The sequence below is a fragment of the Mycobacterium toneyamaense genome (assembly GCF_055384815.1).
On sequence record NZ_AP040333.1, the window covers coordinates 727804 to 751495 of the forward strand.

At 68.0% G+C, this 23692-nt stretch carries 18 protein-coding genes, 1 pseudogene and 1 riboswitch; of the genes and pseudogenes, 12 read left to right on the top strand and 7 right to left on the bottom strand.

Going from position 1 to position 23692, the window contains the following annotated elements:
* Nucleotides 1-2 precede the first annotated feature (2 nt).
* Nucleotides 3-842: a LuxR C-terminal-related transcriptional regulator gene (locus ACZ5IQ_RS03490; RefSeq protein WP_464480814.1), complete on the bottom strand. Its 840-nt coding sequence runs from the start codon at nt 840-842 to the stop codon at nt 3-5.
* 76 nt (nt 843-918) lie between these two features.
* Between ACZ5IQ_RS03490 and ACZ5IQ_RS03495 the strand changes: the two genes are divergently transcribed.
* From ACZ5IQ_RS03495 to ACZ5IQ_RS03515, 5 genes and pseudogenes are all read left to right on the top strand, one after another.
* Nucleotides 919-2619, top strand: a complete 1701-nt coding sequence (locus ACZ5IQ_RS03495; RefSeq protein ID WP_464481412.1) for an AMP-binding protein — start codon at nt 919-921, stop codon at nt 2617-2619.
* Complete coding sequence (locus ACZ5IQ_RS03500; protein WP_464480815.1) at nt 2619-4241, top strand: AMP-binding protein; 1623 nt, start codon at nt 2619-2621, stop codon at nt 4239-4241. The genes ACZ5IQ_RS03495 and ACZ5IQ_RS03500 overlap by 1 nt, the downstream gene beginning before the upstream one ends.
* Before the next feature lie 215 nt (nt 4242-4456).
* Nucleotides 4457-4629, top strand: a riboswitch (M-box (ykoK) riboswitch).
* A 261-nt stretch (nt 4630-4890) separates the two neighbouring features.
* On the top strand, nt 4891-5043 hold the full coding sequence (locus ACZ5IQ_RS03505; RefSeq protein WP_212813170.1) for a hypothetical protein: 153 nt from the start codon (nt 4891-4893) through the stop codon (nt 5041-5043).
* A gap of 82 nt (nt 5044-5125) precedes the next feature.
* Nucleotides 5126-6408: pseudogene (locus ACZ5IQ_RS03510) on the top strand (NRAMP family divalent metal transporter).
* Between the two features lie 600 nt (nt 6409-7008).
* Nucleotides 7009-7755 (top strand): SDR family oxidoreductase, encoded by a 747-nt coding sequence (locus ACZ5IQ_RS03515; RefSeq protein WP_464480816.1) that lies wholly within the window; start codon nt 7009-7011, stop codon nt 7753-7755.
* A 6-nt stretch (nt 7756-7761) separates the two neighbouring features.
* Here ACZ5IQ_RS03515 and ACZ5IQ_RS03520 read toward each other — a convergent pair whose 3' ends face one another.
* Complete coding sequence (locus ACZ5IQ_RS03520; protein ID WP_464480817.1) at nt 7762-8514, bottom strand: IclR family transcriptional regulator; 753 nt, start codon at nt 8512-8514, stop codon at nt 7762-7764.
* Complete coding sequence (locus ACZ5IQ_RS03525) at nt 8511-9968, bottom strand: APC family permease (RefSeq protein WP_464480818.1); 1458 nt, start codon at nt 9966-9968, stop codon at nt 8511-8513. The genes ACZ5IQ_RS03520 and ACZ5IQ_RS03525 overlap by 4 nt, the downstream gene beginning before the upstream one ends.
* 233 nt (nt 9969-10201) lie before the next feature.
* Here ACZ5IQ_RS03525 and ACZ5IQ_RS03530 point away from each other — a divergent pair, with 233 nt between their 5' ends.
* On the top strand, nt 10202-11524 hold the full coding sequence (locus tag ACZ5IQ_RS03530; protein WP_052545499.1) for an ISL3 family transposase: 1323 nt from the start codon (nt 10202-10204) through the stop codon (nt 11522-11524).
* A 7-nt stretch (nt 11525-11531) separates the two neighbouring features.
* Here ACZ5IQ_RS03530 and ACZ5IQ_RS03535 read toward each other — a convergent pair whose 3' ends face one another.
* Nucleotides 11532-12233: a plasmid pRiA4b ORF-3 family protein gene (locus tag ACZ5IQ_RS03535; protein WP_052583420.1), complete on the bottom strand. Its 702-nt coding sequence runs from the start codon at nt 12231-12233 to the stop codon at nt 11532-11534.
* Nucleotides 12234-12486: 253 nt separating this feature from the next.
* On the opposite strand from ACZ5IQ_RS03535, the gene ACZ5IQ_RS03540 reads away from it, so the two are divergent.
* The 3 genes from ACZ5IQ_RS03540 (at nt 12487) to ACZ5IQ_RS03550 (ending at nt 17483) form a co-directional block, all read left to right on the top strand.
* On the top strand, nt 12487-13986 hold the full coding sequence (locus ACZ5IQ_RS03540; protein ID WP_464480819.1) for an aldehyde dehydrogenase family protein: 1500 nt from the start codon (nt 12487-12489) through the stop codon (nt 13984-13986).
* Nucleotides 13987-14094: 108 nt separating this feature from the next.
* Nucleotides 14095-15561, top strand: coding sequence for an APC family permease (locus ACZ5IQ_RS03545; protein ID WP_464480820.1), 1467 nt, complete (start codon nt 14095-14097; stop codon nt 15559-15561).
* Nucleotides 15558-17483 carry a primary-amine oxidase gene (locus ACZ5IQ_RS03550; protein WP_464480821.1) on the top strand — a complete coding sequence of 642 codons (1926 nt, stop codon included), beginning with the start codon at nt 15558-15560 and terminating at the stop codon, nt 17481-17483. Before ACZ5IQ_RS03545 ends, ACZ5IQ_RS03550 begins: the two co-directional genes overlap by 4 nt.
* 69 nt (nt 17484-17552) lie before the next feature.
* Here ACZ5IQ_RS03550 and ACZ5IQ_RS03555 read toward each other — a convergent pair whose 3' ends face one another.
* Nucleotides 17553-18692: an FAD-dependent monooxygenase gene (locus ACZ5IQ_RS03555; RefSeq protein WP_464480822.1), complete on the bottom strand. Its 1140-nt coding sequence runs from the start codon at nt 18690-18692 to the stop codon at nt 17553-17555.
* A 96-nt stretch (nt 18693-18788) separates the two neighbouring features.
* Between ACZ5IQ_RS03555 and ACZ5IQ_RS03560 the strand changes: the two genes are divergently transcribed.
* Nucleotides 18789-19331 carry a TetR/AcrR family transcriptional regulator gene (locus ACZ5IQ_RS03560; RefSeq protein WP_464480823.1) on the top strand — a complete coding sequence of 181 codons (543 nt, stop codon included), beginning with the start codon at nt 18789-18791 and terminating at the stop codon, nt 19329-19331.
* Here the strand turns inward: ACZ5IQ_RS03560 and ACZ5IQ_RS03565 are convergent, their stop codons facing one another.
* Together ACZ5IQ_RS03565 and ACZ5IQ_RS03570 are read right to left on the bottom strand one after the other, a co-directional pair.
* On the bottom strand, nt 19332-20831 hold the full coding sequence (locus ACZ5IQ_RS03565) for a carboxyl transferase domain-containing protein (protein WP_464480824.1): 1500 nt from the start codon (nt 20829-20831) through the stop codon (nt 19332-19334).
* Nucleotides 20832-20848: 17 nt separating this feature from the next.
* A complete protein-coding gene (locus ACZ5IQ_RS03570; RefSeq protein WP_464480825.1) occupies nt 20849-21682 on the bottom strand; it encodes a DUF6498-containing protein in 834 nt (277 codons plus the stop codon).
* Nucleotides 21683-21764: 82 nt separating this feature from the next.
* On the opposite strand from ACZ5IQ_RS03570, the gene ACZ5IQ_RS03575 reads away from it, so the two are divergent.
* Entirely contained in the window at nt 21765-22499 is a 735-nt protein-coding gene (locus ACZ5IQ_RS03575; RefSeq protein WP_464480826.1) for an enoyl-CoA hydratase, read from the top strand.
* Nucleotides 22499-23614: an MBL fold metallo-hydrolase gene (locus tag ACZ5IQ_RS03580; RefSeq protein ID WP_464480827.1), complete on the top strand. Its 1116-nt coding sequence runs from the start codon at nt 22499-22501 to the stop codon at nt 23612-23614. Before ACZ5IQ_RS03575 ends, ACZ5IQ_RS03580 begins: the two co-directional genes overlap by 1 nt.
* Nucleotides 23615-23692 lie beyond the last annotated feature (78 nt).

Below are 23692 nucleotides of genomic sequence, written 5' to 3' on the forward strand. Positions count from 1 at the left end.
GGTCAGGGGATCAGCCGCAGCTGCCGCGCCTTCGAAACCGCCTCGTGCCGGCTGTGGGTGCCGAGTTTCGTTGCGGCGCTGCGCAGATAGCTCTTGACGGTCTCGGGTTTCAGCGAAAGACGCTGGGCAGCTTCGGTATTGGTGCACCCCAGCGCGATCTGCGCGAGGACGTCGACTTCGCGCGGACTCAGCGGACCGGCCGGCGCGGGTCCGCCGGCCAGGGCTTCGGCCAGCCGGTCGGCGAGCCCGGCGAGATCGCTCGATGCGACAGGCACGTTCCCGGCCGCCAGCCGGCGCAGTTCGGCGTGCACCTGGCGGATGTGTTCGGTGTTGACCGCGGTGTCGGCGGCGTGGGCCTGTTGCAGCCGCAGCCGGCGGTCCACTTCGTCGCGGATCGTCAGCTCGTCCGAGAGACGTTGCGCGGAGGCCAGCATCAGGTCCACGGCCCGGCCGCCGAAGGGTGCGCTGGACCGGTAGGCGCCGTAGAGCACGGCCCGGGCCCGGCCGTCGACCACGACGGGCACCGCCAGCACCGACCGGATGCCTTCGGAGAGCACAGGCATGTCGTAGTCGTGCGTGATGGACGGCGCGTGCCGGTAGTCGGCCACCGCGAGCGGCTGACCCGAGACCATGCTGGCCCCGCCGAGCCCGCACATCGAGCGCACCGTCAGACCCCGGAGGCCACCGCCGCGGGTGCCGTAGAACTCGGTGATCAGCAGCGCGTCGTCGTGCACCTCGCCGCCGAACATCACGGGTACCGCACCCTCGGAGCCCAGACGCCGCAGCTCAGCGCGCACCGCGTCGGTGTCGCGCGGGCGCAGCAGGGATGGGCCGGTGGTCACGGTCAGTACCCTCTTTCGGGGGTAGCGGGCGGATGGGTGTGACGTAGATCCTACGTTCATGGCGACAGACGCTGGGATCACCACCAACACCGAGCAGTACCGAGCGGCGCGGGACCGCCTCGTGGCATCGATCGGTGACTACGCGCAGGCCGTCGATTCGTTCAGCTGGCCGCGGCTGACCGGGGCCTTCAACTGGGCCACCGACTGGTTCGACGTCATAGCGCGCAGCCCCGAACGGGCCGGGCAGGCGGCGTTGTGGATCACCGAAGAAGGCGGCGACGAGCAGCGGTACACCTTCGCGGAGATGGCCGACCGGTCTGACCAGGTGGCGACGTGGCTGCGGGCGCTGGGCGTGGGCAAGGGCGACCGCGTCATCGTCATGCTGGGCAACCAGGTCGAGCTGTGGGAGTCGATGCTGGCGGTCGCCAAGCTCGGCGCGGTGGTGATGCCGACGACCGGGGCGCTGGGTTCGGCCGATCTGGCCGACCGGATCACCCGTGGCGGGGCGGGCTTCGTGGTGACCAATGCGGCCGATGCGGACAAGTTCGCGTCCGTGGACGGGCAGTACGTGGGGATCGTCGTCGGGGATCCGGTACCGGGGTGGCACCGCTACGCCGACGCGTACGACGTGGTTTCGGCGGGACCGTTCGCCGCGGTCACCGAGGTCGATGACCCGCTGCTGGTCTACTTCACCTCGGGTACCACCAGCAAGCCGAAACTCGTTGAGCACTCGCAGATTTCGTACCCCGTCGGCCATCTGTCCACGATGGCCTGGATCGGGGTGACGCCCGGCGACGTCCATCTGGCGATCAGCTCGCCGGGCTGGGCCAAGCACGCCTGGAGTTGTGTGTTCGCGCCGTGGATCGCCGAGGCGACGATCTTCGTCTACAACTACAGCCGCTTCGACGCCGCTGCGCTGCTGGGCCAATTGCGTCGCGCCGGCGTCAACACTTTCTGCGCGCCACCGACCGTGTGGCGGATGCTGATCCAGGCCGACCTCGGCGCCAAACCCGAAGGGCTGCGCGAGATTCTGGGCGCCGGCGAGCCGCTGAACCCCGATGTCATCGCCAAGGTGCAGGACGCCTGGGGGCTGACCATCCGCGATGGCTTCGGCCAGACCGAGACCACCCTGCTCGTCGGCAACGCCCCGGGACAGGCCGTCAAGGCCGGCTCGATGGGCCGGCCCATGCCGGGCGTGCCGGTGGTGCTGGTCGACCCGGTGACCGGCGAGCGCACCGACGAGGGCGAGATCTGTCTGGACCTCAGCGCCGAGCCGCTCAACCTGATGACCGGTTATCTTGCTGACCCGCAACGCAATACGGCCGTCATGGCGGGCGGTTACTACCACACCGGCGACGTCGCCTCCCGTGACAGCGACGGCTACATCACGTACATCGGCCGCACCGATGACGTGTTCAAGTCGTCGGATTACAAGGTGTCGCCGTTCGAGCTGGAGAGCGTGCTCATCGAGCATCCCGCGGTGGTGGAAGCCGCGGTGGTGCCGCAGCCCGACGACACCCGGCTCGCCGTGCCGAAGGCGTACGTCTGTCTGGCCACGGGCTGGGACGCCGACGCGGACACGGCGCGGTCCATCATGGAATTCGCCCGTGACCACCTGGCGCCGTACCTCAAGGTGCGCCGGGTGGAGTTCGGTGACCTCCCCAAGACGATTTCCGGCAAGATCCGGCGCGTTGACCTGCGCAAGCGCGAAGATCAAGCGCATGCGGCCGGCACCCCGATCGCATCGGAATACCGCTATGAGGACCTGGTGAACTGATGCTGAGCTACGACGCGGGGCCCACCGACACCCCGATCCTCGAAGAGACCATCGGGGCCAACTTCGAGCGCACCGTCGCGGCCCATCCGGATACTCTCGCGTTGGTCGACCGCGGGCAGGGACTGCGGTACACGTATGCCGAGTTGAACGCCGAGGTCGACCTGATCGCGCGCGGCCTGATGGCCCGCGGCGTCGACAAGGGTGACCGTGTCGGGGTCTGGTCACCGAACTGCGCGCAGTGGATCGTCACGCAGCTCGCGACGGCCAAGATCGGCGCCATCCTGGTCAACGTGAATCCGGCGTACCGGGTGCACGAACTTGCCTACGCGCTCAACCAATCCGGGATGCGTGTGTTGGTCTCGGCGACGTCGTTCAAGACATCCGACTATGCGGCGATGATCGACGACGTGCGTCCGCAGGTTCCCAGCCTGAGTGACGTCGTCTTCCTGGACGGCGCGGACTGGGACCGGTTGCGAGCGGACAGTGCGGCCGTCGGTGCCGATGCCCTGGCGACCCGGCAGGCCACGCTGGCCAACACCGACCCGATCAACATCCAATACACCTCGGGCACAACCGGATTCCCGAAAGGTGCGACGCTGTCGCACCGCAACATCCTGAACAACGGCTACTTCACGACGGAAGGCATCAACCTCCGAGCGGGCGAGCGGTTGTGTGTTCCGGTGCCGTTCTACCACTGCTTCGGCATGGTCATGGGGGTGCTCGGCTGCATGGCTCATGGTGCGGCCGTGGTGATTCCGGCCCCCGGCTTCGACCCGGCGGCGACGCTCGACGCCATCGAAGCCGAGCAGTGCGCCGGCGTCTACGGGGTGCCGACGATGTTCATCGCGATGCAGCACCACCCGTCGTTCGCCGGGCGGGACCTGTCGAGCCTGCGCACCGGCATCATGGCCGGCTCGGTATGCCCTGTCGAGGTGATGAAGCACTGCGTCTCCGACATGCACATGGCCGAGGTGGCTATCGCGTACGGCATGACGGAGACGTCGCCGGTGTCCTGCCAGACGCTGATCGATGACGACCTGGACCGCCGCACCGCGACCATCGGGCGGGCGCATCCGCACCTGGAGGTCAAGGTCATCAACCCGGAGACCGGCGAGACGGTGGAGCGCGGCGAGCCGGGGGAGTTCTGTACTCGTGGTTACTCGGTGATGTTGGGTTATTGGGACAACGACGAAAAGACCCGGGAGGCCATCGATTCCGAGGGCTGGATGCATACCGGCGATCTCGCGGTGATGCGGTCGGACGGTTACTGCGCCATCGTCGGCCGCATCAAGGACATGGTGATCCGCGGTGGGGAGAACGTGTACCCGCGCGAGATCGAGGAGTTCCTCTACACCCACCCGGACATCGAAGACGCCCAGGTGATCGGCGTGCCCGACGCCCGGTACGGCGAAGAGATCTGCGCCTGGTTGCGGATGCGGCCGGGAGCGCCGCCGCTGGACGCCGCCGCCATCCGGGAGTTCACCGCGAATCGGCTGGCGCACTTCAAGATTCCGCGCTACGTGCACATCGTCGACGAGTTCCCGATGACGATCACCGGCAAGGTGCGCAAGGTCGACATGCGCGCCGAGAGCATCCGCATCTTCGGGCTCGAGCAGCCCTAGCGTCCGGCTTTGTCGCCACGAACGTGCAGCCAGGTCATGCCGGCGGCAACTTTTGCGGTCTGGTGGCACGTTCGTGACGTCGCCACGTGGCCGTCGTCACGAATGTGCTTGGAGATCGCGATGTTCGACGAAATCGCGCACTGTTGCACGCTCGCGGGGAAGCGGCCCAGGTAATCGAGTTGACGGGTCAGTGCACCCGGGTTACCTTGGCTACGTCAGCACCTCGCTAGGCGAGGCTCCTGGACGAACAGAAGCCACTGATCCGACGACGTCGAGAGACGCCCAGGGTCAGGACAGGTCTCCCCGGATTAAGGGGTTACCCAAAGTGGCTATCCACCTCGGTGGATTACGTCGTCCAGTGCCGAAGCTCTGACGAGAGGGGTGCGGCAGCGCCAGGTTTTAACAGCCTTTTAATGGGTACACGGTCGCTGCCATCTCCCTTTTGTGTTGTCATGGGATAGCTGCCCCGACGCGGGCCCGACGGCTAGGAGGTGAGGTACGACGTGAGATCTGGCGATGGCGATAGGTCCAGTTTGGGACGAAAACATCACGTAGACACCATCATCCGCGCACTCCCGTCAACCTGCCGACCGGCCGGTTCCGCCTGACCGACAGGCCACGGGAGTCCGATCCCGACAGGAGCTCTGTCATGACCGTATTTCGCAACCGCGCCGTCCGTCGTATCGCCCGACTGGTGCACTCCCGCACGCACCTGACGCCGCAGGAACGCTACAACCTGCAGTTGTCGCACACGCCGCTCGCGGTGATCTCGGCGTCTCTCGGGGCGCACCCCAACTTCTGATCCGTTCGGCCGCACGGTCCGCCCACCGATTCCGGTGGGCGGACCCCTGTTGTGCTGCCATTTTCCCGGGAGGAATCTCGACATGGCCCTCTTCGCTCGTACCCCGCGCCCCGCCGGCGAAACGTCAGTGCGGCAACGTGATTCACCAAGCACCGCAGTACTCGACTCCGCGCATGTCGGCGACATCGTCGGCGCGCTCGGCACCATCCGTACCGACGAGACCACCACCGGCCGCAGCCGCCGGCAGCGACTGAAGATGCTGCTGGTCGTGATGGGGCCCGGCCTCATCGTCATGGTCGGCGACAACGACGCCGGCGGCGTCGCGACCTACGCCCAGGCCGGCCAGAACTACGGCATGGCGCTCATGTGGACACTGGCGCTGCTGATTCCGGTGCTCTACGTCAACCAGGAGATGGTGGTCCGGCTCGGCGCCGTCGCCGGGGTAGGGCACGCCCGGCTGATCTTCGCGCGATTCGGCAAGTTCTGGGGTGCCTTCAGCGTCGGCGACCTGTTCATCGTCAACGCGCTGACCATCGTCACCGAATTCGTCGGGGTGTCCATGGCGTTGAACTACTTCGGGCTGCCCAAGGCCATCTCGGTGCCGCTCGCGGCGGTCCTGCTGTTCGCCGTGGTGGCCGGTGGTTCGTTCCGCCGTTGGGAGCGTTTCATTTTCGCGCTGATCGCCATCAACATCGTGATCTTCCCGCTGGCGTTCATCGTCCACCCGTCGGTGTCGGAAACCGCGCACGGGTTGATCCCGTCCTTCCCGGGTGGCCTGAACTCGACGCTGTTGCTGCTGATCGTGGCCATCGTCGGCACCACCGTCGCACCGTGGCAGTTGTTCTTCCAGCAGTCCAACATCGTCGACAAAACAAGGCGGTGCTGGGTCCGTGGGTCAACACCATGCGGCAGAACATCATGGCGGGCGTGATCGTCTGGGCGTTGGTGCTGTTGTCACTGGCGCTGACGGCGGCGACGTTCTTCCCGAATCTGACTGCCGGACAGCTGGAATGGGGCTTTGGGGCCGGGGTTGCCGTCGGCGTGCTCGGTGGCGGCGCCATCGCGGGGGTGACGCTGCGGTCTCGGCGGCGGGAGCGGAAGCAGGACGCTGTCCAGGTGGCCGCCGAGTTGGGTGGCCTGGATCCCGAGCAGGTGGAGGATCTGGACGAAGAGCCGGACGACCGCAAGGTCCGCAAGGCACTGCGGAGCCAGGAGCGCGACAGCTTCCGCACGCCTGCGCTGGAGACGCTCGATCGGCCCGCCTGGTCACCGCTGCGGGTAGCCGGGATGGTCGCGCTACGCGGCTATCTGCTGGTGGCAGTGGTGCTGGTCGGGGTGAAGGTCGCCGAAGCCATCAGCGGTTGACTGTGGTGGGGCGCGGTGCCGGTGGCGCCGCGCCCCGGCTCACAGGGAGTCGCGTGCCGGACAGTTCGAAGGGTCGCCGTCCCCGCAGGTGCACAGGTCCGTGTGCCGGCGCTCCGGATCGATGCCAGCAACGTCAGCTGCCGAACTCCGCACAGCGGTGACGATCGAGGCCGTCCCGGCCGCCGCGGTGAGCAGCAACTCGAATTGATTTGCCGACTGCAGCAGAACGACCAAATCATGCACTGTGAGCAGCCGATTTACCATGCTGACCGTCCGATGCATTGCATTGCTGTGCGTACCTGGATTCGTTCCCGACGACTGTCGCACAGTACCGACGTGGGCGTCAATTCCGCAAACGGTGTGTCCCGGGTCGAGGAACCTGGCGACAGCTGATCGCCAGCGCCGGAGGCCCCGCCGACGGGCGAAGCGTGACGCCGGCAGTGGCACCAATTGTGTTGCGTCGTCCAGCGATACGGGACGTACGCTGCCGCCGGTCCAGGCGTCCCGGACGGCAGATTCGTGCCCCTCGGCATGCCGGGCGACGTAGGCTGAGTGTCCGACTCTCGGGTCGGCGTGGCGACGACGAAAGGTGTTGGCACAGTGAAGGTGACAGTCATGGGGGCCAGTGGCCTCATCGGGAAACTGCTGGTCGACCTCTTGACCCGGGAGGGCGAGGACGTGGTCGCCGCGTCCCGGCGCTCCGGTGTCGATGTGCTCAGCGGCGTGGGCCTCGCCAAAGCCCTGGCGGGCGCAGACGCCCTTGTTGACGTCACCAACTCGCCGTCCTTCGAAGACGACGAGGTGATGGACTTCTTCGTCGGGGCGACCACCAATCTGGTGGCCGCGGCCCGGGCGGCCGGGGTGGGCCATTACGTCGCCCTGTCGATCGTGGGCGTCGACGGACTGCCCGACAGCGGCTACCTGCGAGCCAAGGCCGCGCAAGAGCGGATCATCGCGTCGTCGGGGTTGCCCTACACGATCGTGCGTGCCACGCAGTTCCACGAGTTCGCAAGGGCCATAGTCGATTCGATGGTGGTCGAGGCCGACACCGATGAAGGTGACGAGCGCGATGTGCGCGTGCCGGATGCCTTGATCCAGCCGATCGCGGCCGACGAAGTGGCGGCGTACCTGGCCGAGGTCGCGATAGAGCCACCGCGCAACCACGTCATCAACATCGGCGGGCCCGAGAAGTTCCCGTTCTCGAGGCTGGCTCGGGAGGTGCTGGCGCTCCGTCACGACGATCAGCGGGTGGTGATCGACCCGCACGCGAAGTACTTCGGCACGACGCTGAAGAAGGAGAGCCTGGTCACCGGGGCCGGGGCGATGATCGCGTCGATTCCCTTCTGAGCCGCATCACGCCAGCAGCGGCGCCAACTGGGTCGCGCAGTCCTGCAACGCCGGAACCTGCTTCCGCAGCAGCTGTTCCTGTTCGGCCGGCCCGGACATCGCCACCGCGGCCACCAGGGTCGCGGCGGCGGACCGGACCGGCACCGCGACACACGCCGAATCGGCCCGCAGTTCCCCGGTCTGCGCGGCGTATCCACACTCCCGGATCTCGGCGAGCTGTTCGGCCAGAGCGGATTTCGAGGTGACGGTGCGGTCGGTGAGCGTGGCCGGGGTCAGGGCCAGCAGCGTGTCGGCATCACGCTTCTCGGCGAGGAGCAGCTTGCCGACGGCACTGGCATGCAGGTGGCGGTTGAGCACCGATTCATCGGCGGGCGGCGGGTATTCGCCGTCGGCGTCGGCAAGGCGCACCGAGGTGTTGGTGAAGTAGAACAGGTGCACCCCGAAGCGCACCGACAGCCTCAGTTCGGCCAGTGTCTCGCGAGCCTTGGTGCAGACGGTGGGGGAGACCGCGGCGTCGATCAGCAGGCCCATCCGCGGGCCCAGCGCGAACCCCGACAGGTCCGGCAGTCGCACGATGTAGCCGTCGGCGACAAGGAGATTGAGCAGCCGGTAGGGGGTGGCCGACGGCATGGACAGGTGCTCGGCGATGTCTTTGGCGGTGACGCCCGTGCCGGCCAGCGCCACGGCCTCGAGCACCTGGAGGGCGCTCTGGACGGCTTTGGGCTGGCGGCCGGACAGCGCGCCGTCGGCGGGGCTCACCGGCGCACCTCCCACGGGTTGTAGTCGGCGAAAACGTCACCGGCGACGGTCTCGTCGAACACCCCGACCCGCTCGGCGAGGTCGGGCACCCGGCGGCGGCGCACCAGGAATGCCGTCAACCCCAGTGCCAGCAGCGCGGAGTAGACCGCGGTGGCGATCCATACCGGCGACGCCACCGACAGTGCAGCCCAGATGATGATGGCGATCATGGTGACGGCGGTGGCCAGCCCGACGATCAGCGGCACCGTGGTGAGCTCGCCGATGCGGCGCAGAAATGCCGGAGTGGCCAGGCACACCAGCAGATACGCCACGATGTAGCCGTGGGCCGACACCGCCAGCAGCCCGATGAGGACGTCGCGGCTGGACTCCGCGGCGAACAGGTAGGCGACCGGCACCGCGACGATCACCGGCATCGCGACGCTGAGTGCGACGTGCGGCGTGCGATAGCGGGGGTGGGCGTGACCGAGGGCGTCCGGCAGCAGGCCCTCGCGTCCCATCGCGAACAGCGTCCGGGACAGCGCGGTGGTGGAGCCGATCACGCATGCGATCCACGACGCGGTGATGCCGACTTCCATCGCGACGGACAGCGCGCCGGCCAAGGTGTCGGCCGAGTCGGGGAGGGAGAGCACGATGGGCGTCGACCCGGTGCGGGTCTGGATCGTGCCGGTGGTCTGCAGGACGGCGGCGAACGTGTACAGCGCCCCCAGCGCCAGCGGCGTCCAGCGGATGGCCCGGCTGACGGTGACGAACGGGCGCTGCGCCTCGCGGGCCACTGTGCTGGCGCTCTCGAAGCCCACGTACGAGGTGATCGCGAGCAGCAGCGCGAACCCCAGCGCGGAATGTGGCGCATCCGCAACGGCTTTCGGTGATGCGGCGCTGCCGGTCACGGCCCCGCCGAAGGCGATCATCAACACCACCCCGGCGACCACGATCGCGAACAGCTCGACCGCGAGCGAGATGCGCGCCGACAGCCTGATGCCCCGCACCATGAGGATCAGTGCCGCGGCGCCGACCAGTACGGTCAGGCCGGCGATGACGGGTTTGCCTGCCGGCACCCCGACGCGGCCCAAGAGCGTCGCCAGGTAGCCGGCCGCGCCGAGCGCGCTCGCCATCGCGGCCGCGGCGTAGCCGACGACCAGCGACCAGCCCGCCGCGACACCGGGAACCGGGCCGAGGCCCTTGACGGTGTAGCTGTACAGCCCGCTCACCGCGACCATGCGGGTGGAGAACTGCGTGATGCAGTACCCGACCGCGGTCATCATGAGCGCGGTCAGGATGAACACCGCGATCGTGGTGTGGCCGGCCGCCGGCAGGACCAGCGCGGGCAGCGTGACCATCACGGCCGACGGCGCCACCGCCGACACCGACTGCCCGAGAACCTGGGTGAACGTCAGCTGCGCGCGCTGAAGCCCGGCGACCGGCGAGCGGCTCCGGATGGTTCGGGTGGGGCCCATTTGTCGGAAGGTAGCCGATGGCCGCCGGCCTCGGCAGCGTTGTCGGGTAAACATCGAAAATCTTCAAATGAGAATCGGAGACCCGGCCGGCCTCGGTGCGGCCGACGGCGGGTCCGGAAATCGGGCTCTTCACAGATGAGGGTGTAGAGGTGGTTGGCGCGTCGTTGCCGGGATAGAGGTCGAGGTCTCTCGAAAATGAGGGTTCCTACACTCCTCATCCGAAAGACCTCGACGTGCCTGACGCTACCGGTCGGGCGGGCTTCGCCTGCGCTGACCTGACGACTTTCTGCCGCCTCGACGAACTTGGGCTGCAGGTGACCGGACAACGCCTTGAGCCCGGCCGTGCTGTGCTGGCGTGCCGGGTGACCGACGAGGACCGGTGGTGTCGTCGCTGCGGCGAAGAAGGCATCCCACGCGACAGCCTCACCCGTACTCTGGCCCATGAGCCGTTCGGGTGGCGCCCCACCACACTGCTGGTGACCATCCGTCGCTACCGGTGCGCCGGCTGCGCCCACGTGTGGCGACAAGACACCACCAGGATGGCCGAACCACGTGCCAAGCTGTCGCGGCGTGCTCTGCGGTGGGCGCTGGAAGCCATTGTCTGCCAGCATCTATCCGTGGCTCGCATCGCCGAAGCGCTCGCGGTGTCGTGGAACACCGCCAACAACGCGGTGCTGGCAGAAGGCCGACGGGTGCTGATCGCCGATCCGGCCCGTTTCGACGGCGTGGCGGTGATCGGCGTCGATGAGCACGTCTGGCGGCACACCCGTCGCGGTGACAGGTACGTCACCGTCATCATCGATCTCACCCCTGTGCGTGACGGGACCGGTCCGGCTCGGCTGCTCGACATGGTCGAGGGTCGCTCAAAAAAGGCGTTTCAGGACTGGTTGGCCGAGCGGCCGCAGGACTGGCGTGACGGCGTGGACGTTGTTGCTATGGATGGCTTCTCCGGGTTCAAGACCGCTACCGCCGAGGAACTGCCCGAGGCGGCGACGGTGATGGACCCTTTCCACGTGGTGCGCCTGGCTGGCAACGCCCTCGATGAGTGCCGCCGCCGGGTGCAGCTGGCGACATGTGGGCACCGCGGCCGCAAGTCCGACCCGCTCTACACCTGCCGACGCACCCTGCACACCGGTGCCGATCTGCTCACCGACCGCCAGCGCACCCGGCTGGCCGCCTTGTTCGCCGCCGACGCCCACGCAGAAGTCGAGGCCACCTGGCAGATGTATCAGCGCACCGTGGCCGCGTATCGTGAACCCGACCGCACGAAAGGCCGCACGATGATGGCGGCGCTGATCACCACGCTGAGCACCGGCGTTCCCAAGCCGCTGACCGAACTGATCACCCTGGGACGGACCCTGAAGAAGCGTGCCGCCGACGTGCTGGCCTACTTCGACCGCCCCGGCACCTCCAACGGGCCCACCGAAGCGATCAACGGCCGCCTCGAACACCTGCGCGGATCCGCGCTGGGCTTCCGCAACCTCACCAACTACATCGCCCGGTCACTGCTCGAGACCGGAGGCTTCCGAACTCAGCTCCTTGCACCTCGGCAGTGAAGAGTCCTCAACGCATATTCGACGCGGCCAGAGCGTCATTGGTCTCGGTCACCGAGAAACGATCGGGGTGCCAGCCTCGGGGCAGCCAGTCGCGCATCTCCTGCGCACCCAGCCCCATCGGTGTTGCCCGCGGGTCGTACCCGCCACGAACCCACGCAGCCAATTCCTCATAGCCGCCCAAGCCACCACAATCCTCCGGCGGGCAGGCCATCTTGCCCGCCAGGCACACCGGAGCCGAAGGTGGATCATCGAGAACGTCTTCGACCACCAGCACGTGCTCCCATCCGTCGCCGAAGTCGTAGTCATAGAACAACCGGTCGCCCTTACCGGAGACCACCTGATCCAGGCGCACACCGTCCTCGACGAGACCGTCGTCGCCTTCGCTGAGATCAAATCTGGTGACGAAGTAGACACGGGTACGCCGGTCCGCCCCGACACCGAACTTATGCAGATGACCGTCCTGCCAGCCCATCGCAACCTGCAGCACGTCATGCAGCTCATCGAGCACGAGGTCACCCGGCAGGACCAGACGACGCCAGATCGGCGGCTTGGCGTACATCAGGTCGACCCGCACCCGGAAACCCCGCACACGCTCCGGCACAGCTCCCACCTCGGGTGTCGGTTCATCGAACACTCCCGCGAACAAATCCCGGCCAGCATCGGCCATCAGCTGTTGCAGCATCGACAGGTCCACACCACCCCCGGACACCGCGCTCTTCCTCTTACTCTTCCGCTTCTCCTCCGGCACACACCCAGCCAACCAGACACCCCAATCACAGGCCGACAGCAGCTGACCGTTCTACACCCTCAATCATGAAGAGCCGGAAATCGACACGAACTGCGATTATCGACCGGCCCGAATGAGAATGCCGAAGCCATTTCAAATGAGAATCCGAATTCGTGAAATACCCATTCGGAATTAGTGGTGACGCGCACCACATCGGCGCGTAAACATGATTTCCATGACAGCCACGCTCAGTACCGATCTGGACCCGCGGACCGCCGATTTCATTTCCCGTCCGCAGCAGATGTACGTCGACGGACAGTGGGTCGAATCGGCGTCCGGCCGGCGGTTCGACACCGTCGACCCCGCCACCGAGCAGGTCATCACGACGGTCCCGCACAGCGACGCCGAAGACGTCGAGCGGGCAGTGCGGGCGGCACGCCGGGCTTTCGAGGACGGCCCATGGCCGACCATGACGCCCGCCGAGCGGCAGCGCATGATCTGGCGCATCGCCGAGGGCATCACGGCCCGGGCCGATCAGTTCGCCGAACTCGAGAGCATCGACAACGGCAAGTCCGTCGCCGTCGCCAAGGCCGTCGATGTCACCTGGGCCGCGGAAATCTTCTACTACTACGCCGGCTGGGCCACCAAGATCGAGGGCCGCACCGTCCCGGTGTCGGTGCCGTGGGCGCCGGGCGCCAAGTTCCACGCCTTCACGCTGCGTGAGCCCGTCGGCGTCTGCGCCCAGATCACCCCATGGAACTTCCCGCTGGTCATGGCCGCGTTCAAAGTCGCACCGGCCCTGGCCTGCGGGAACACCGTAATCCTCAAGCCCGCTGAGCAGACGCCGCTGACCGCGGTGCTGCTCGCCGAGGTCATCGCCGAGGCCGGCGTCCCGGCCGGGGTGTTCAACCTGCTGACCGGCTTCGGTGACGTCGGCGCGGCACTCTCGGCACACGACGGCGTCGACAAGGTGGCCTTCACCGGCTCCACCGAGGTGGGCAAGAAGATCGTCAACGCCGCCTCGGGCAACCTCAAGAAGGTCTCGCTGGAACTGGGCGGCAAGAGCCCGCAGGTGGTGTTCGCCGACGCCGATCTCGAGGCCGCGATTCCCGGCGTGGCCGGCGGCTTCCTGTTCAACCACGGCCAGACCTGCACGGCCGGCACCCGGCTGCTGGTCGAGGACGCCATCTTCGACGAGTTCACCCAGGGCGTCGCCGAGCACGCGGCCGGCCTGCGGATCGGGCCCGGGCTGGACCCCACCAACGACATCGGCCCGCTGGTCTCGCGCGAGCAGCTCACCAAGGTCACCGGCTACCTCGACGACGGCATCTCGCAGGGCGCACGGGCCCTGGCCGGCGGCGGCCGGCACGGCGAGAGCGGCTTCTACGTGCAGCCCACGCTGCTGGTCGACGTGCTCCGCGACTTCAACGTCTACCAGGAGGAGATCTTCGGGCCGGTCGCCGTGGCCGTGCCCTTCAACCGCGACCGCGGCGTGCGCGAAGCCGCCAACGACACCCCCTACGGGCTGGCCGCCAGCGTGTGGACGCGCGACGTCTCGACCGCGCACCGGGTGGCGCAGCAGATCAAGGCCGGCACGGTGTGGGTCAACTGCCACAACGCGTTCGATACCGCGCTGCCGTTCGGCGGCTACAAACAATCGGGCTGGGGCCGTGAACTCGGCGAGGGCGCCATTGCCGAATACACCCAGACGAAGGCCATCAACATCGCGCTGTGAATTCGGGCGTCAAATGAGAATTCACCCATTCGGCAATTCTCATTTGAACTCACTCAAGCCTTACCGCACCGCAACCAATTTACATTCAATTCCAGCGAAGGTGCTGTCATGACAACTGACGCAGTTCTCGATGCCGGTCGAAGCACCGGTGCTCAGCCCAATCGATTGACGGGCCGGCTCGGCCCGGTGGCGATCGTGTTCATGGTCGTCGCCGCCGCCGCTCCGCTGACCGTCGTCGCCGGCACCTTCCCGATCGGCATCGCCGCCGGCAACGGGGCGGCCTACCCGGGTTCGTACGTCGTCTGCACCGCGGTGCTGCTGCTGTTCGCGGTCGGTTTCACCGCCATGGCCCGCCACATCACGGGTGCCGGCGCGTTCTACACCTACATCGCGCACGGCTTCGGCCGGCATGCCGGGCTCGGTGCCGCGTTCCTGGCGCTGCTGTCCTACACCGCGGTCCAGGTCGGGGTGTACGGCTACATCGGTGCGTCCATCAACGAGCTCGTCACCGGCCACGGCGGACCCGCCGTGCCGTGGTATCTCTACGCGCTGCTGATGATGGCGGTCACCGGATTCCTGGGCTACCGGCACATCGAGCTGTCGGGCAAGGTGCTCGGTGTCCTGCTGGTCTGCGAGGTCGGCATCGTGCTGGTGATCAACGCTGCGGTCATCGGACATGTTGGCGCGCAAGGGCTTTCGACGGCCGTGCTGCACTCGGGGAACTTCTTCTCCGGGGCGCCGGGCATCGCCCTGATCTTCGCGCTGGCCGGCTACATCGGTTTCGAGGCGACGGCGGTGTTCCGCGACGAGGCCCGTGACCCGGTGCGGACCATCCCGCGGGCGACGTACGGCGCGCTGCTGCTGATCGGTGGCTTCTACGCGCTCAGCAGCTGGGCGCTGGTCAGCGCGTGGGGTGACGCCGGCGCGGTCGACGAGGCGACGAAGAACCCCGCGACCATGCTCACCGAGACCGCGACCCACTACGTCGGTGGGGTGGCCGGCGACCTGGTCCAGATCTTCTTGATCACAAGCCTTTTTGCGGCGCTGCTGTCCTTCCACAACGTGCTGGCCCGCTACATCTTCTCGCTCGGCAACAGTCGGGCACTGCCCGGGCGCTGCGGCCGCTCCCACCCGCGGCACGACTCCCCGCACGTCGCCTCGTTCGCCCAGACCCTCTCGGCGCTGGTGCTGGTCGCGGCCTCGGTCCTGGCCGGCCTGGACCCGGTGACCCAGGTGTTCACGTGGTTCGTCGGCGCCGCGTCGGTGGGGATCGTGGTGCTGATGACGCTGACATCCGCGGCCGTCGTCGTCTACTTCCGCCGCACCCGACTCGATACCCGGCCGTGGCACACCGTGATCGCGCCGAGCCTCGGCTTCGCCGGTCTGGCAGTGCTGTCGGTGATGACCGCCGTCAACCTGCCGCTGCTGGTCGGTGGTTCCGGAACCTTGGCCGCGATCATCGGCGTCCTGCTGGTCGGTGCCTTCGCCGGCGGCATCGCGGTCGCGGTGATGCGACCGCACGCCGGAACTCAACAGAACGAAAACCCTGATATCGCAAAGGAGATCGCACGATGACTGCCACTATTGAACCTCAGGTGACCACAGTTCCCGACCACCCGCTCACCCCGCTGAGCGCCGACGAGATCCGCGCCGCACGCCGCATCGTCGACGCCCACGGCCTGCTCGGCGACAGCGTCCGCTTCGTGTTCGTCGCACTGGAGGAGCCGCACAAGAGCGAGGTGCTGGCCTTCCGCCCCGGTGCCGCCATGGACCGTCGGGCCCGGGTGCTGCTGCTGGACCGCGCCACCGGCCAGGGCTCCGACCTGGTGGTGTCGGTGACCGAGGGCCGCGTCGTCAGCGAGGTGGCGATCGACAGCACCTGCGACGGCCACGTGCCGATCCTGGACCAGGAGTTCGAGGACATCGAGGCGTTCCTGCTCGACTGTCCCGAATGGATCGAGGCCATGACCAAGCGCGAGCTGAATCCGACTGACGTGCGGGCGGTTCCGCTGTCGGCCGGCGTCTTCGGTCACGAGGACGAGGTCGGCCGGCGCATCGTCCGGGTGCTGGCGTTCTACCAGTACGACGCCGCCGACCTGCCGTGGGCGCACCCGATCGACGGCGTCGTCGCCTACGTGGACCTCACGGGCCGCAAGGTCGTCAAGGTGATCGACGAGATCGAGCTGCCGCTGCCCAGCGAACGCGGCGAGTGGGATGCCGCGCCCCATGCCGTCCCGGCCCGCACCGACCTCAAGCCCATCGAGATCACCCAGCCCGAGGGTGCGAGCTTCACCGTCGACGGCAACCAGATCACTTGGGCCGATTGGTCTTTCCGCTTCGGCTTCGACGTCCGTGAGGGCCTGACGCTGCACCAGCTGTCGATCGACGGGCGGCCGGTGGTGTACCGCGCGTCCATCGCGGAGATGGTGGTGCCGTATGCCGACCCGTCACCGGTCCGCTACTGGCAGAACTACTTCGACCAGGGGGAGTACCTGTTCGGCCGCTACACCAATGCCCTCGAACTGGGCTGCGACTGCCTCGGCGAGATCAAGTACTTCGACGTCACCATCGCCGACGAGAACGGCGAGCCCAAGCTGATGAAGAACGCGATCTGCCTGCACGAGGAGGACTACGGCGTGCTGTGGAAGCACACCGACATGTTCAACGGCATGGCCGAGGTCCGGCGGTCGCGGCGTCTGGTGATCTCGTTCTTTCTGACCATCGGCAACTACGACTACGGCTTCTACTGGTACCTCTACCTCGACGGCACCATCGAGCTGGAGGCCAAGGCCACCGGCATCGTGTTCGCATCGGCTTACCGTGGACCGGAGGGCTTTTCCACCGAGATGGCGCCGGGCCTGGGCGCGCCGTTCCACCAGCACATGTTCTCGGCACGGTTGGACATGGCGGTCGACGGACTGACCAACACTGTCGAGGAAGTCGACGCCGTCGGTGTCCCGATGGGACCGGAGAACCCGTGGGGCAACGCCTTCCGCCCGCAGAAGACCAAGCTGACGCACGAGCTCGAAGCCATGCGTACCGCCGACAACCTCAAGGCCCGGGTCTGGCACATCACGAACCCGACCAAGCAGAACCGATTGGGCCAGAACGTCGGCTACGCGCTGCATCCCGAGGGGCAGCCCACCTTGCTGGCCGGTCCATCGAGCTCCATCGCCAAGCGCGCGGCCTTCGCGACCAAGCACCTGTGGGTGACGAAATACGATCCGGCCGAACGGTATCCGGCCGGGCAGTTCGTCAACCAGCACCCGGGTGACGCCGGACTGCCGTCGTACGTCGCGCAGGACCGCAACATCGAGGGCGAGGACATCGTGGTGTGGCACACCTTCGGGCTGACGCACTTCCCGCGGCCCGAGGACTGGCCCGTGATGCCGGTGGACTACGCCGGATTCAAGCTCAAGCCCGTGAGCTTCTTCGATCGCAACCCGGCGCTGAATGTGCCACCGTCGCCGAAGAAGTCGCACTGCTGCAACGGCTGAGCGGAAATTGAGCTGCCGGGCCTGGTCACCCCCGAAGACCGGGCTCGGCTTTTCCGTTGTCCGGACCGCTCAGCGGTTGGACAGCCCGGACAACCGCCACGCGAGCTGGTGCTGCACGGCAGGGAGTCGGCCGGCCAGGCCGATCAACAGGTTCCGGAGCGGGCGGACCGGCGCGGGCAAGGTGGCCAGCCGGGTCAGCCGGTCGGTGAGGGTCACCACCTGCTGGGCCAGCGGACGCCGGGTCGCGCTGTATTCGTCGAGTACCCCGTCGCGCTCCGTCGCCAAAGCGGTTGCGAGAGCAGCACTCAACGCGAGCGCGTCCTGGATCCCCAGGTTCATGCCCTGGCCGCCGGCGGGGCTGTGGACGTGGGCGGCGTCGCCGGCGAGCAGTACCCGGCCGGCGCGGTAACTCTCGGCGACCCGGTGGTGCACCCGGAACCGGGATCCCCACTCGACGCCGGTCACCGTCACCCGGCCCGGCCCGAACGCGCGGGTGTCGAGTAGGTGCTGCACGAAGGCGACGGACGGCTCCTCGGGTGCTTCGTCGACGGGCGCCACGATCCGGTAGGTGCCGCCGGGCAGGGGAGCGACGACCGTCAGCCCGGTGGCCGCCCAGAACAGGATCACCTCGTCGTCGGTGACGTCGCCGGTGAGACGCACATCGGCGAGGGCGAACGACTGCCCGTACTGCCCGCCGCTGAAGCCGATTCCCGCCTGCTCCCGCACGACGCTGTGCATGCCGTCAGCGCCGACGACGTACCGTGCGCGGATCACCTCACCGTCATCGAACCGGGCCGTGACACCGTCGGCATCCTGCGTGACGCCGGTCAGGGTCTTCGGCCGGATGACCTTGCCGCCGAGTTCGCCGAGGCGGTCCAGCAGCACCTGCTCGGTGATGCACTGCGGCACCATCAGGCTGTAGGGGTAGCGGGTCGGCAGCGCGCTGAAGTCGACCGGGATCAGCGTCTTGTGGCCATCGCGGATGGTGAAGCGCGGAGCTGGAATGCCCTGCTCAACAAGGCGTTCGGACACGCCGAGCGCTTCGAGGACCTCCAGCGTGCGGGCATTCACCACCGCAGCGCGTGAGGTGTTGGCGCCGGCGGCCAGGCGGTCGACCACGAGGGCGTCGACACCTCGGGCCTGCAGCGCGGCGGCGAGGGCGAGTCCGGTGGGGCCCGCTCCGACGATCAGCACATCGGTGTCAGTCATCTGCGTCTCCTTCCGCGTATGCCAACAGTTGTTGGCATAACTATGGTTGCGCCTTTCGGCCTCGAAGTCAACAACTGTTGGCATACAATTGTTGGCATGCGCAGATCGTCAGAAGAGACCAAGGCGGTTATCCTCGCCGCCGCCCGGGAACGGTTCGCGACGAGCGGTTACCAGGCCGCGACCATCAGAGCCATCGCCGCCGACGCGCACATCGACCCGTCCATGGTGATGCGCTACTTCGGCAACAAGGACCAATTGTTCGCCGCCGCAGCCGAATTTGACCTGCGCTTCCCTGATCTGTCCGGCGTCCCGAAGGCAGAGGTCGGTGCCACACTGGTCGCACATTTCCTCGACCGCTGGACGCAGGACGACGGACTGATCGTGCTGCTGCGCTCGTCGACCACGAATGCCGACGCCGCGGGGCGTATGCAGAGCATCTTCGCCGAGCAGCTGGGGCCCGCCATCGCCCGGCTCGAGCCCGCCGACCCCGCGCGGTGCGCAGGGCTGATCGCCACGCAGGTGCTCGGCATGGCGATGTGCCGGTTCGTGCTCAAGCTGCCGCCCATCGTCGCGATGAGCGACGACGACCTCGTCCACTGGCTCGCGCCGACGCTGCAGCGCTATCTCGACGAGGCCTGATCAGCTGTCGGGGACGCCGATCCGCCGGTACCGCTGCAGCCGCACCCCGAGCCGCTGTGCCGCGGGCACGGTGTGCAGCGTGTGCAGTTCGGCGGCGATGGCGGCAGACAGCCGCTCGGTGAACCCGGCCGGGTCGTCGGCGGCGTCGACTTCCTCGGGCACGATCACGTCGACGATGCCGGCCTTCAACAAATCCGCGGACCGAACACCTTGGGCGGCAGCAAGTTCCGGGGCATGGTCGACGTCGCGGTAGACGATGGCGCTGGCGCCTTCCGGGGGCAGCGGAGCCAGCCAGCCGTTCTGGGCGGCGAGCACCCGGTCGGCCGGGACCATCGCCAGCGCCGGGCCGCCGCTGCCCTGGCCCAGCAGCACCGACACCGTCGGCGTATCGAGCGTGACGAGTTCGGCGAGGCACAGCGCGATCTCGCCGGCGAGCCCGTCCTCCTCGGCCTGCTGCGACAGCGCGGGCCCGGCGGTGTCGATCACCAGCACCAGCGGCAGCTGCAGACCGGCCGCCAGCGCCATGCCGCGGCGAGCCTCCCGCAGCGCGCGCGGCCCGACCAGGCCGCCGATCACCCGGCGCTGGCCGACCACCACCGCCGGCTGCCCGCCGAACCGGGCCAGCGCCAGCAGCGTCGTCCCCGATTCGCCGCGGCCGGTCCCGGACAGCAACACGCGGTCCGTCGCCCCGTGCGCCAGCAGGTAATCCACGCCCGGCCGATCTGCCCGCCGCGACGCCTCCACCGACTCCCACGCCGGCACCTCAGGGATTTGTGCACGATTTTCCGCGCCCACCGCGGAAAATCGTGCACAAATCCCTGGGGCGGGCGGGTCCGCGACCACCGTCAGCACCCGATCGATGACGCCGCGCAGTTTGTCCAGCGGCACCACGCTGTCGATCACGCCATGGGCGAACAGGTGCTCGGCGGTCTGCACGCCGTCGGGGAACGGCTCGCCGTACAGCTGCTCGTAGACCCGCGGCCCGAGGAACCCGATCAGCGCGCCCGGTTCGGCCGCGGTGAGGTGCCCGAGCGATCCCCAGGAGGCGAACACTCCGCCGGTGGTCGGATGCCGCAGGTACACCAGATACGGCAGGTGCGCCTTTTTGTGCAGCTCGACGGCCGCGGCGATCTTCACCATCTGCAGGAACGCGACGGTGCCCTCTTGCATGCGCGTCCCGCCCGAGGACGGCGAAGCGATCAGCGGCAAGCCGAGCGCCGTCGCGCGCTGCACGGAAGCGGTGATCCGCTCGGCCGCGGCCACCCCGATCGAGCCGGCCAGGAAGTCGAACTCGCAGGCCAACACGGCCACCCGCCGACCGGAGACGGTGCCCTCACCGGTCAGGACGGACTCGTCCAGCCCGGTGCGCAGCGTCGCGTCGGCCAGCTCGGCGCGGTAATCGTCGGTGACGGCCACTTCCAGCGGCGGTCCGTCCCAGCTGCGGAACGATCCGTCGTCGAGGATGGCGTCGAAGAACTGACGGGCTCCGGTCCGACTCACCCGGTCAGGCTAATCGGCTACCGCCCGGCCCCGGTCCACACTTCGTCGTTTCGCGTCCGGCGTCTGACCTCGGCGGCCTGATCCTTCACCCACATGTCTTCGAACCGCTGCCCCTCCGGCTCGCGGCGAATGCGGTTCATCGCCCGGCTCAGCCACTTCGGCGGGGTGGCCGGCTCGTACATCGGCAGCGCCGAGGCGAGGGAGTACAGCGTCTTGAGCACGACGAACACTCCGAACATCCGGGCGGGTGAGTTGGTCACCGCGGCGGCGAAGATGCCGAAGATCAGCGCGAGATGCACCACCCCGACCCGCCCGAAGCTGCGGTTGGCGGTCTGCTCGAGCACGCCGAATGACCAGCGGCGCAGGTACGGCACGTCGACGAGGAAGTCGACGGCGACGATGACGAGCATCTGGAGGCAGCCGATGCCCGCACTGCGCCAGTTGAGACCGACGAGCTCGGCGTTGCCATTGTGCGTCAGGATCAGCAGGATCACCGCGATGAAGACGCCGTGCGCCGCGCAGAACACCGCGTTGATGAAGAAGAACCCTTTGATGAAGGAACCGGGCTTGGCTCGTGACTCGATTGCTCCTCGCGTCCGCACGGGCCCCTTCGACTGCGGCGCTTCGTACCGGAAATGGCCGCGACGCGGGTTCCACCGCTGCTGCAGGACGCCGCGGGCGTAGATGAACAGCAACCCGGCGACGGTCTCGAACCAGTAGACGATCAACGTCGTCGCCGCGGACCACTCCTGCGTGAACCAGCCGACCGCGGGAATCGCGTTGGCCGCGACCAGCGTCAACAGATGGGCGAACTGATTCGCCCGGGGTTGCTCGGGTGGAGTGGGCGGCACGCGCCAATCGTCGCACCTGAACACCGGCGCTACTCCGCAACGCGGCTCGGCGCTCGATCGGCGCACCGCCTAGGCTGGCCCAATGATCGGAGTGACCCGGGACGGCAATGTCCTGACCCTGGAAATGCAGCGCCCCGAGCGGCGCAACGCGCTCAACGCCGCGCTCGTCGACGGCGTACGTGAAGAAATCGAGAAGGCCTCGCCGGCGGACACCCGCGCCATCGTCCTGACCGGGCAGGGCACCGTGTTCAGCGCGGGCGCCGACCTGTCCGACGCCGAGGGGGTGGCCAGGGAACTGCCGGACAAGGCGCTGGCCCTGAACCTGGCCATCGACGCCAGCCCGATCCCGATCATCGCGGCGCTCAACGGTCCCGCGATCGGCGCGGGCGTCATCCTGGCCATGATCTGCGACCTTCGGGTCGCCGCACCGGGCGTGTTCTTCCAGTTCCCCATCGCCAAATACGGTCTGGCGCTGGACAACTGGAGCATCCGCCGGCTGACGTCCCTGGTCGGCCACGGCCGGGCCCGCGCCATGCTGCTCGCCGCCGAGCGTCTCGAATTCGACACCGCTCTGCAGACCGGGATGATCAACCGCACCGGCACGCTGGCCGACGCGCAGGCCTGGGCCGCCGAGATCGCGGGCTACGCGCCGCTGTCGCTGGCGCACTCGAAGCGCGTCCTCAACGACGACGGTGCCTACGACACCGTCCGCGGCGAACACACCCGCATGTTCAACAAGGCCTGGGCCAGCCCCGACGTGATCGAGGCGCAGGTGGCCCGATTCGAGAAGCGGGCGCCGAGGTTCCAGGGCGCCTGATGCTGCGACGGGCACTGCGGCTGATGTGGGGAACGGCGGCGCTGGCAGCCGGCGGCTGGGTGTTGCGGGCGCTCAATGGCGCGCCCGCCGCACTCGGCGCCGGCCCCGTGGACATCAACGCGGTGGCGGCGAACTCGCCCAACTATCACGACGGGGTGTTCGTCAACCTCGAGCCGCCGTCGGGCACCGAGCTGACTCGGGAGCAGCAGGCCGGGCTGGTGCGCGAACTGTTGACCAGCAGCGCGGTACAGCGTCCGCCCATGCCCATCCCGCTGGTGGTACCCGATCCCGGTCTTCCGGCCGGGGATCTCGCGGTCACGTGGTACGGGCATTCCTCGGCGCTGATCGAGATCGACGGCTACCGCGTGCTGGCCGATCCGGTGTGGAGCCGGCGGTGTTCGCCGTCGCGCCGGGTGGGTCCGCAGCGGCTTCATGAGGTGCCCGCGCCGCTTGAGGCGCTGCCGGCCGTCGACGCGGTGATCATCAGCCACGACCACTACGACCACCTCGACATCGACACCGTCACGCAGCTGGCCAGCATGCAGCGGGCCAAGTTCTTCGTCCCGCTCGGCATCGGCGCGCACCTGCGGTGGTGGGGCATCCCGGCCGAGCGCGTCGTCGAACTCGACTGGAACCAGAGCGCCAAGCTCGGCGAGCTGACCCTCGTCTGCACCCCGGCCCGTCACTTCTCGGGACGCTTCCTGACCCGCAACACCACGCTGTGGGCGTCGTGGGCGTTGATCGGCCCGCAGCACCGGGCGTTCTTCGGCGGCGACACCGGCTACACCAAGAGCTTCGGAGACATCGGCGCCGATTACGGGCCGTTCGACCTGACCCTCATGCCCATCGGTGCGTACCACCCGGGCTGGCCGGACATCCACATGAATCCCGAGTTCGCGGTACGGGCGCATCGCGACGTGACCGACAGCGGCCTGCTGGTGCCGATCCACTGGGCGACGTTCCGGCTGGCGCCGCACCCGTGGTCCGAGCCGGTCGAGCGCATGATCATCGCCGCGCGCGACGAATCGGTGGACGTGGCCGTGCCGATGCCGGGCCAACGGGTGGAGCCGGCCCGGCTACCGGGCCTCGATGAGTGGTGGCGGCCGTCTCGATAGCGATTTGTGCACGATTTTCCGCGCCTGCCGCGGATTTTCGTGCACAAATCCCGACTTCGTGGGGGAATGAAGCGTGAC

Bases quoted from the DNA above. Each gene is read 5' to 3' on its own strand.
- ACZ5IQ_RS03500 (WP_464480815.1), top strand. From the start codon at position 2,619: ATGCTGAGCTACGACGCGGGGCCCACCGACACCCCGATCCTCGAAGAG.
- ACZ5IQ_RS03505 (WP_212813170.1), top strand. From the start codon at position 4,891: ATGACCGTATTTCGCAACCGCGCCGTCCGTCGTATCGCCCGACTGGTG.
- ACZ5IQ_RS03525 (WP_464480818.1), bottom strand. From the start codon at position 9,968: ATGGGCCCCACCCGAACCATCCGGAGCCGCTCGCCGGTCGCCGGGCTT.
- ACZ5IQ_RS03540 (WP_464480819.1), top strand. From the start codon at position 12,487: ATGACAGCCACGCTCAGTACCGATCTGGACCCGCGGACCGCCGATTTC.
- ACZ5IQ_RS03545 (WP_464480820.1), top strand. From the start codon at position 14,095: ATGACAACTGACGCAGTTCTCGATGCCGGTCGAAGCACCGGTGCTCAG.
- ACZ5IQ_RS03550 (WP_464480821.1), top strand. From the start codon at position 15,558: ATGACTGCCACTATTGAACCTCAGGTGACCACAGTTCCCGACCACCCG.
- ACZ5IQ_RS03555 (WP_464480822.1), bottom strand. From the start codon at position 18,692: ATGACTGACACCGATGTGCTGATCGTCGGAGCGGGCCCCACCGGACTC.
- ACZ5IQ_RS03560 (WP_464480823.1), top strand. From the start codon at position 18,789: ATGCGCAGATCGTCAGAAGAGACCAAGGCGGTTATCCTCGCCGCCGCC.
- ACZ5IQ_RS03575 (WP_464480826.1), top strand. From the start codon at position 21,765: ATGATCGGAGTGACCCGGGACGGCAATGTCCTGACCCTGGAAATGCAG.
- ACZ5IQ_RS03580 (WP_464480827.1), top strand. From the start codon at position 22,499: ATGCTGCGACGGGCACTGCGGCTGATGTGGGGAACGGCGGCGCTGGCA.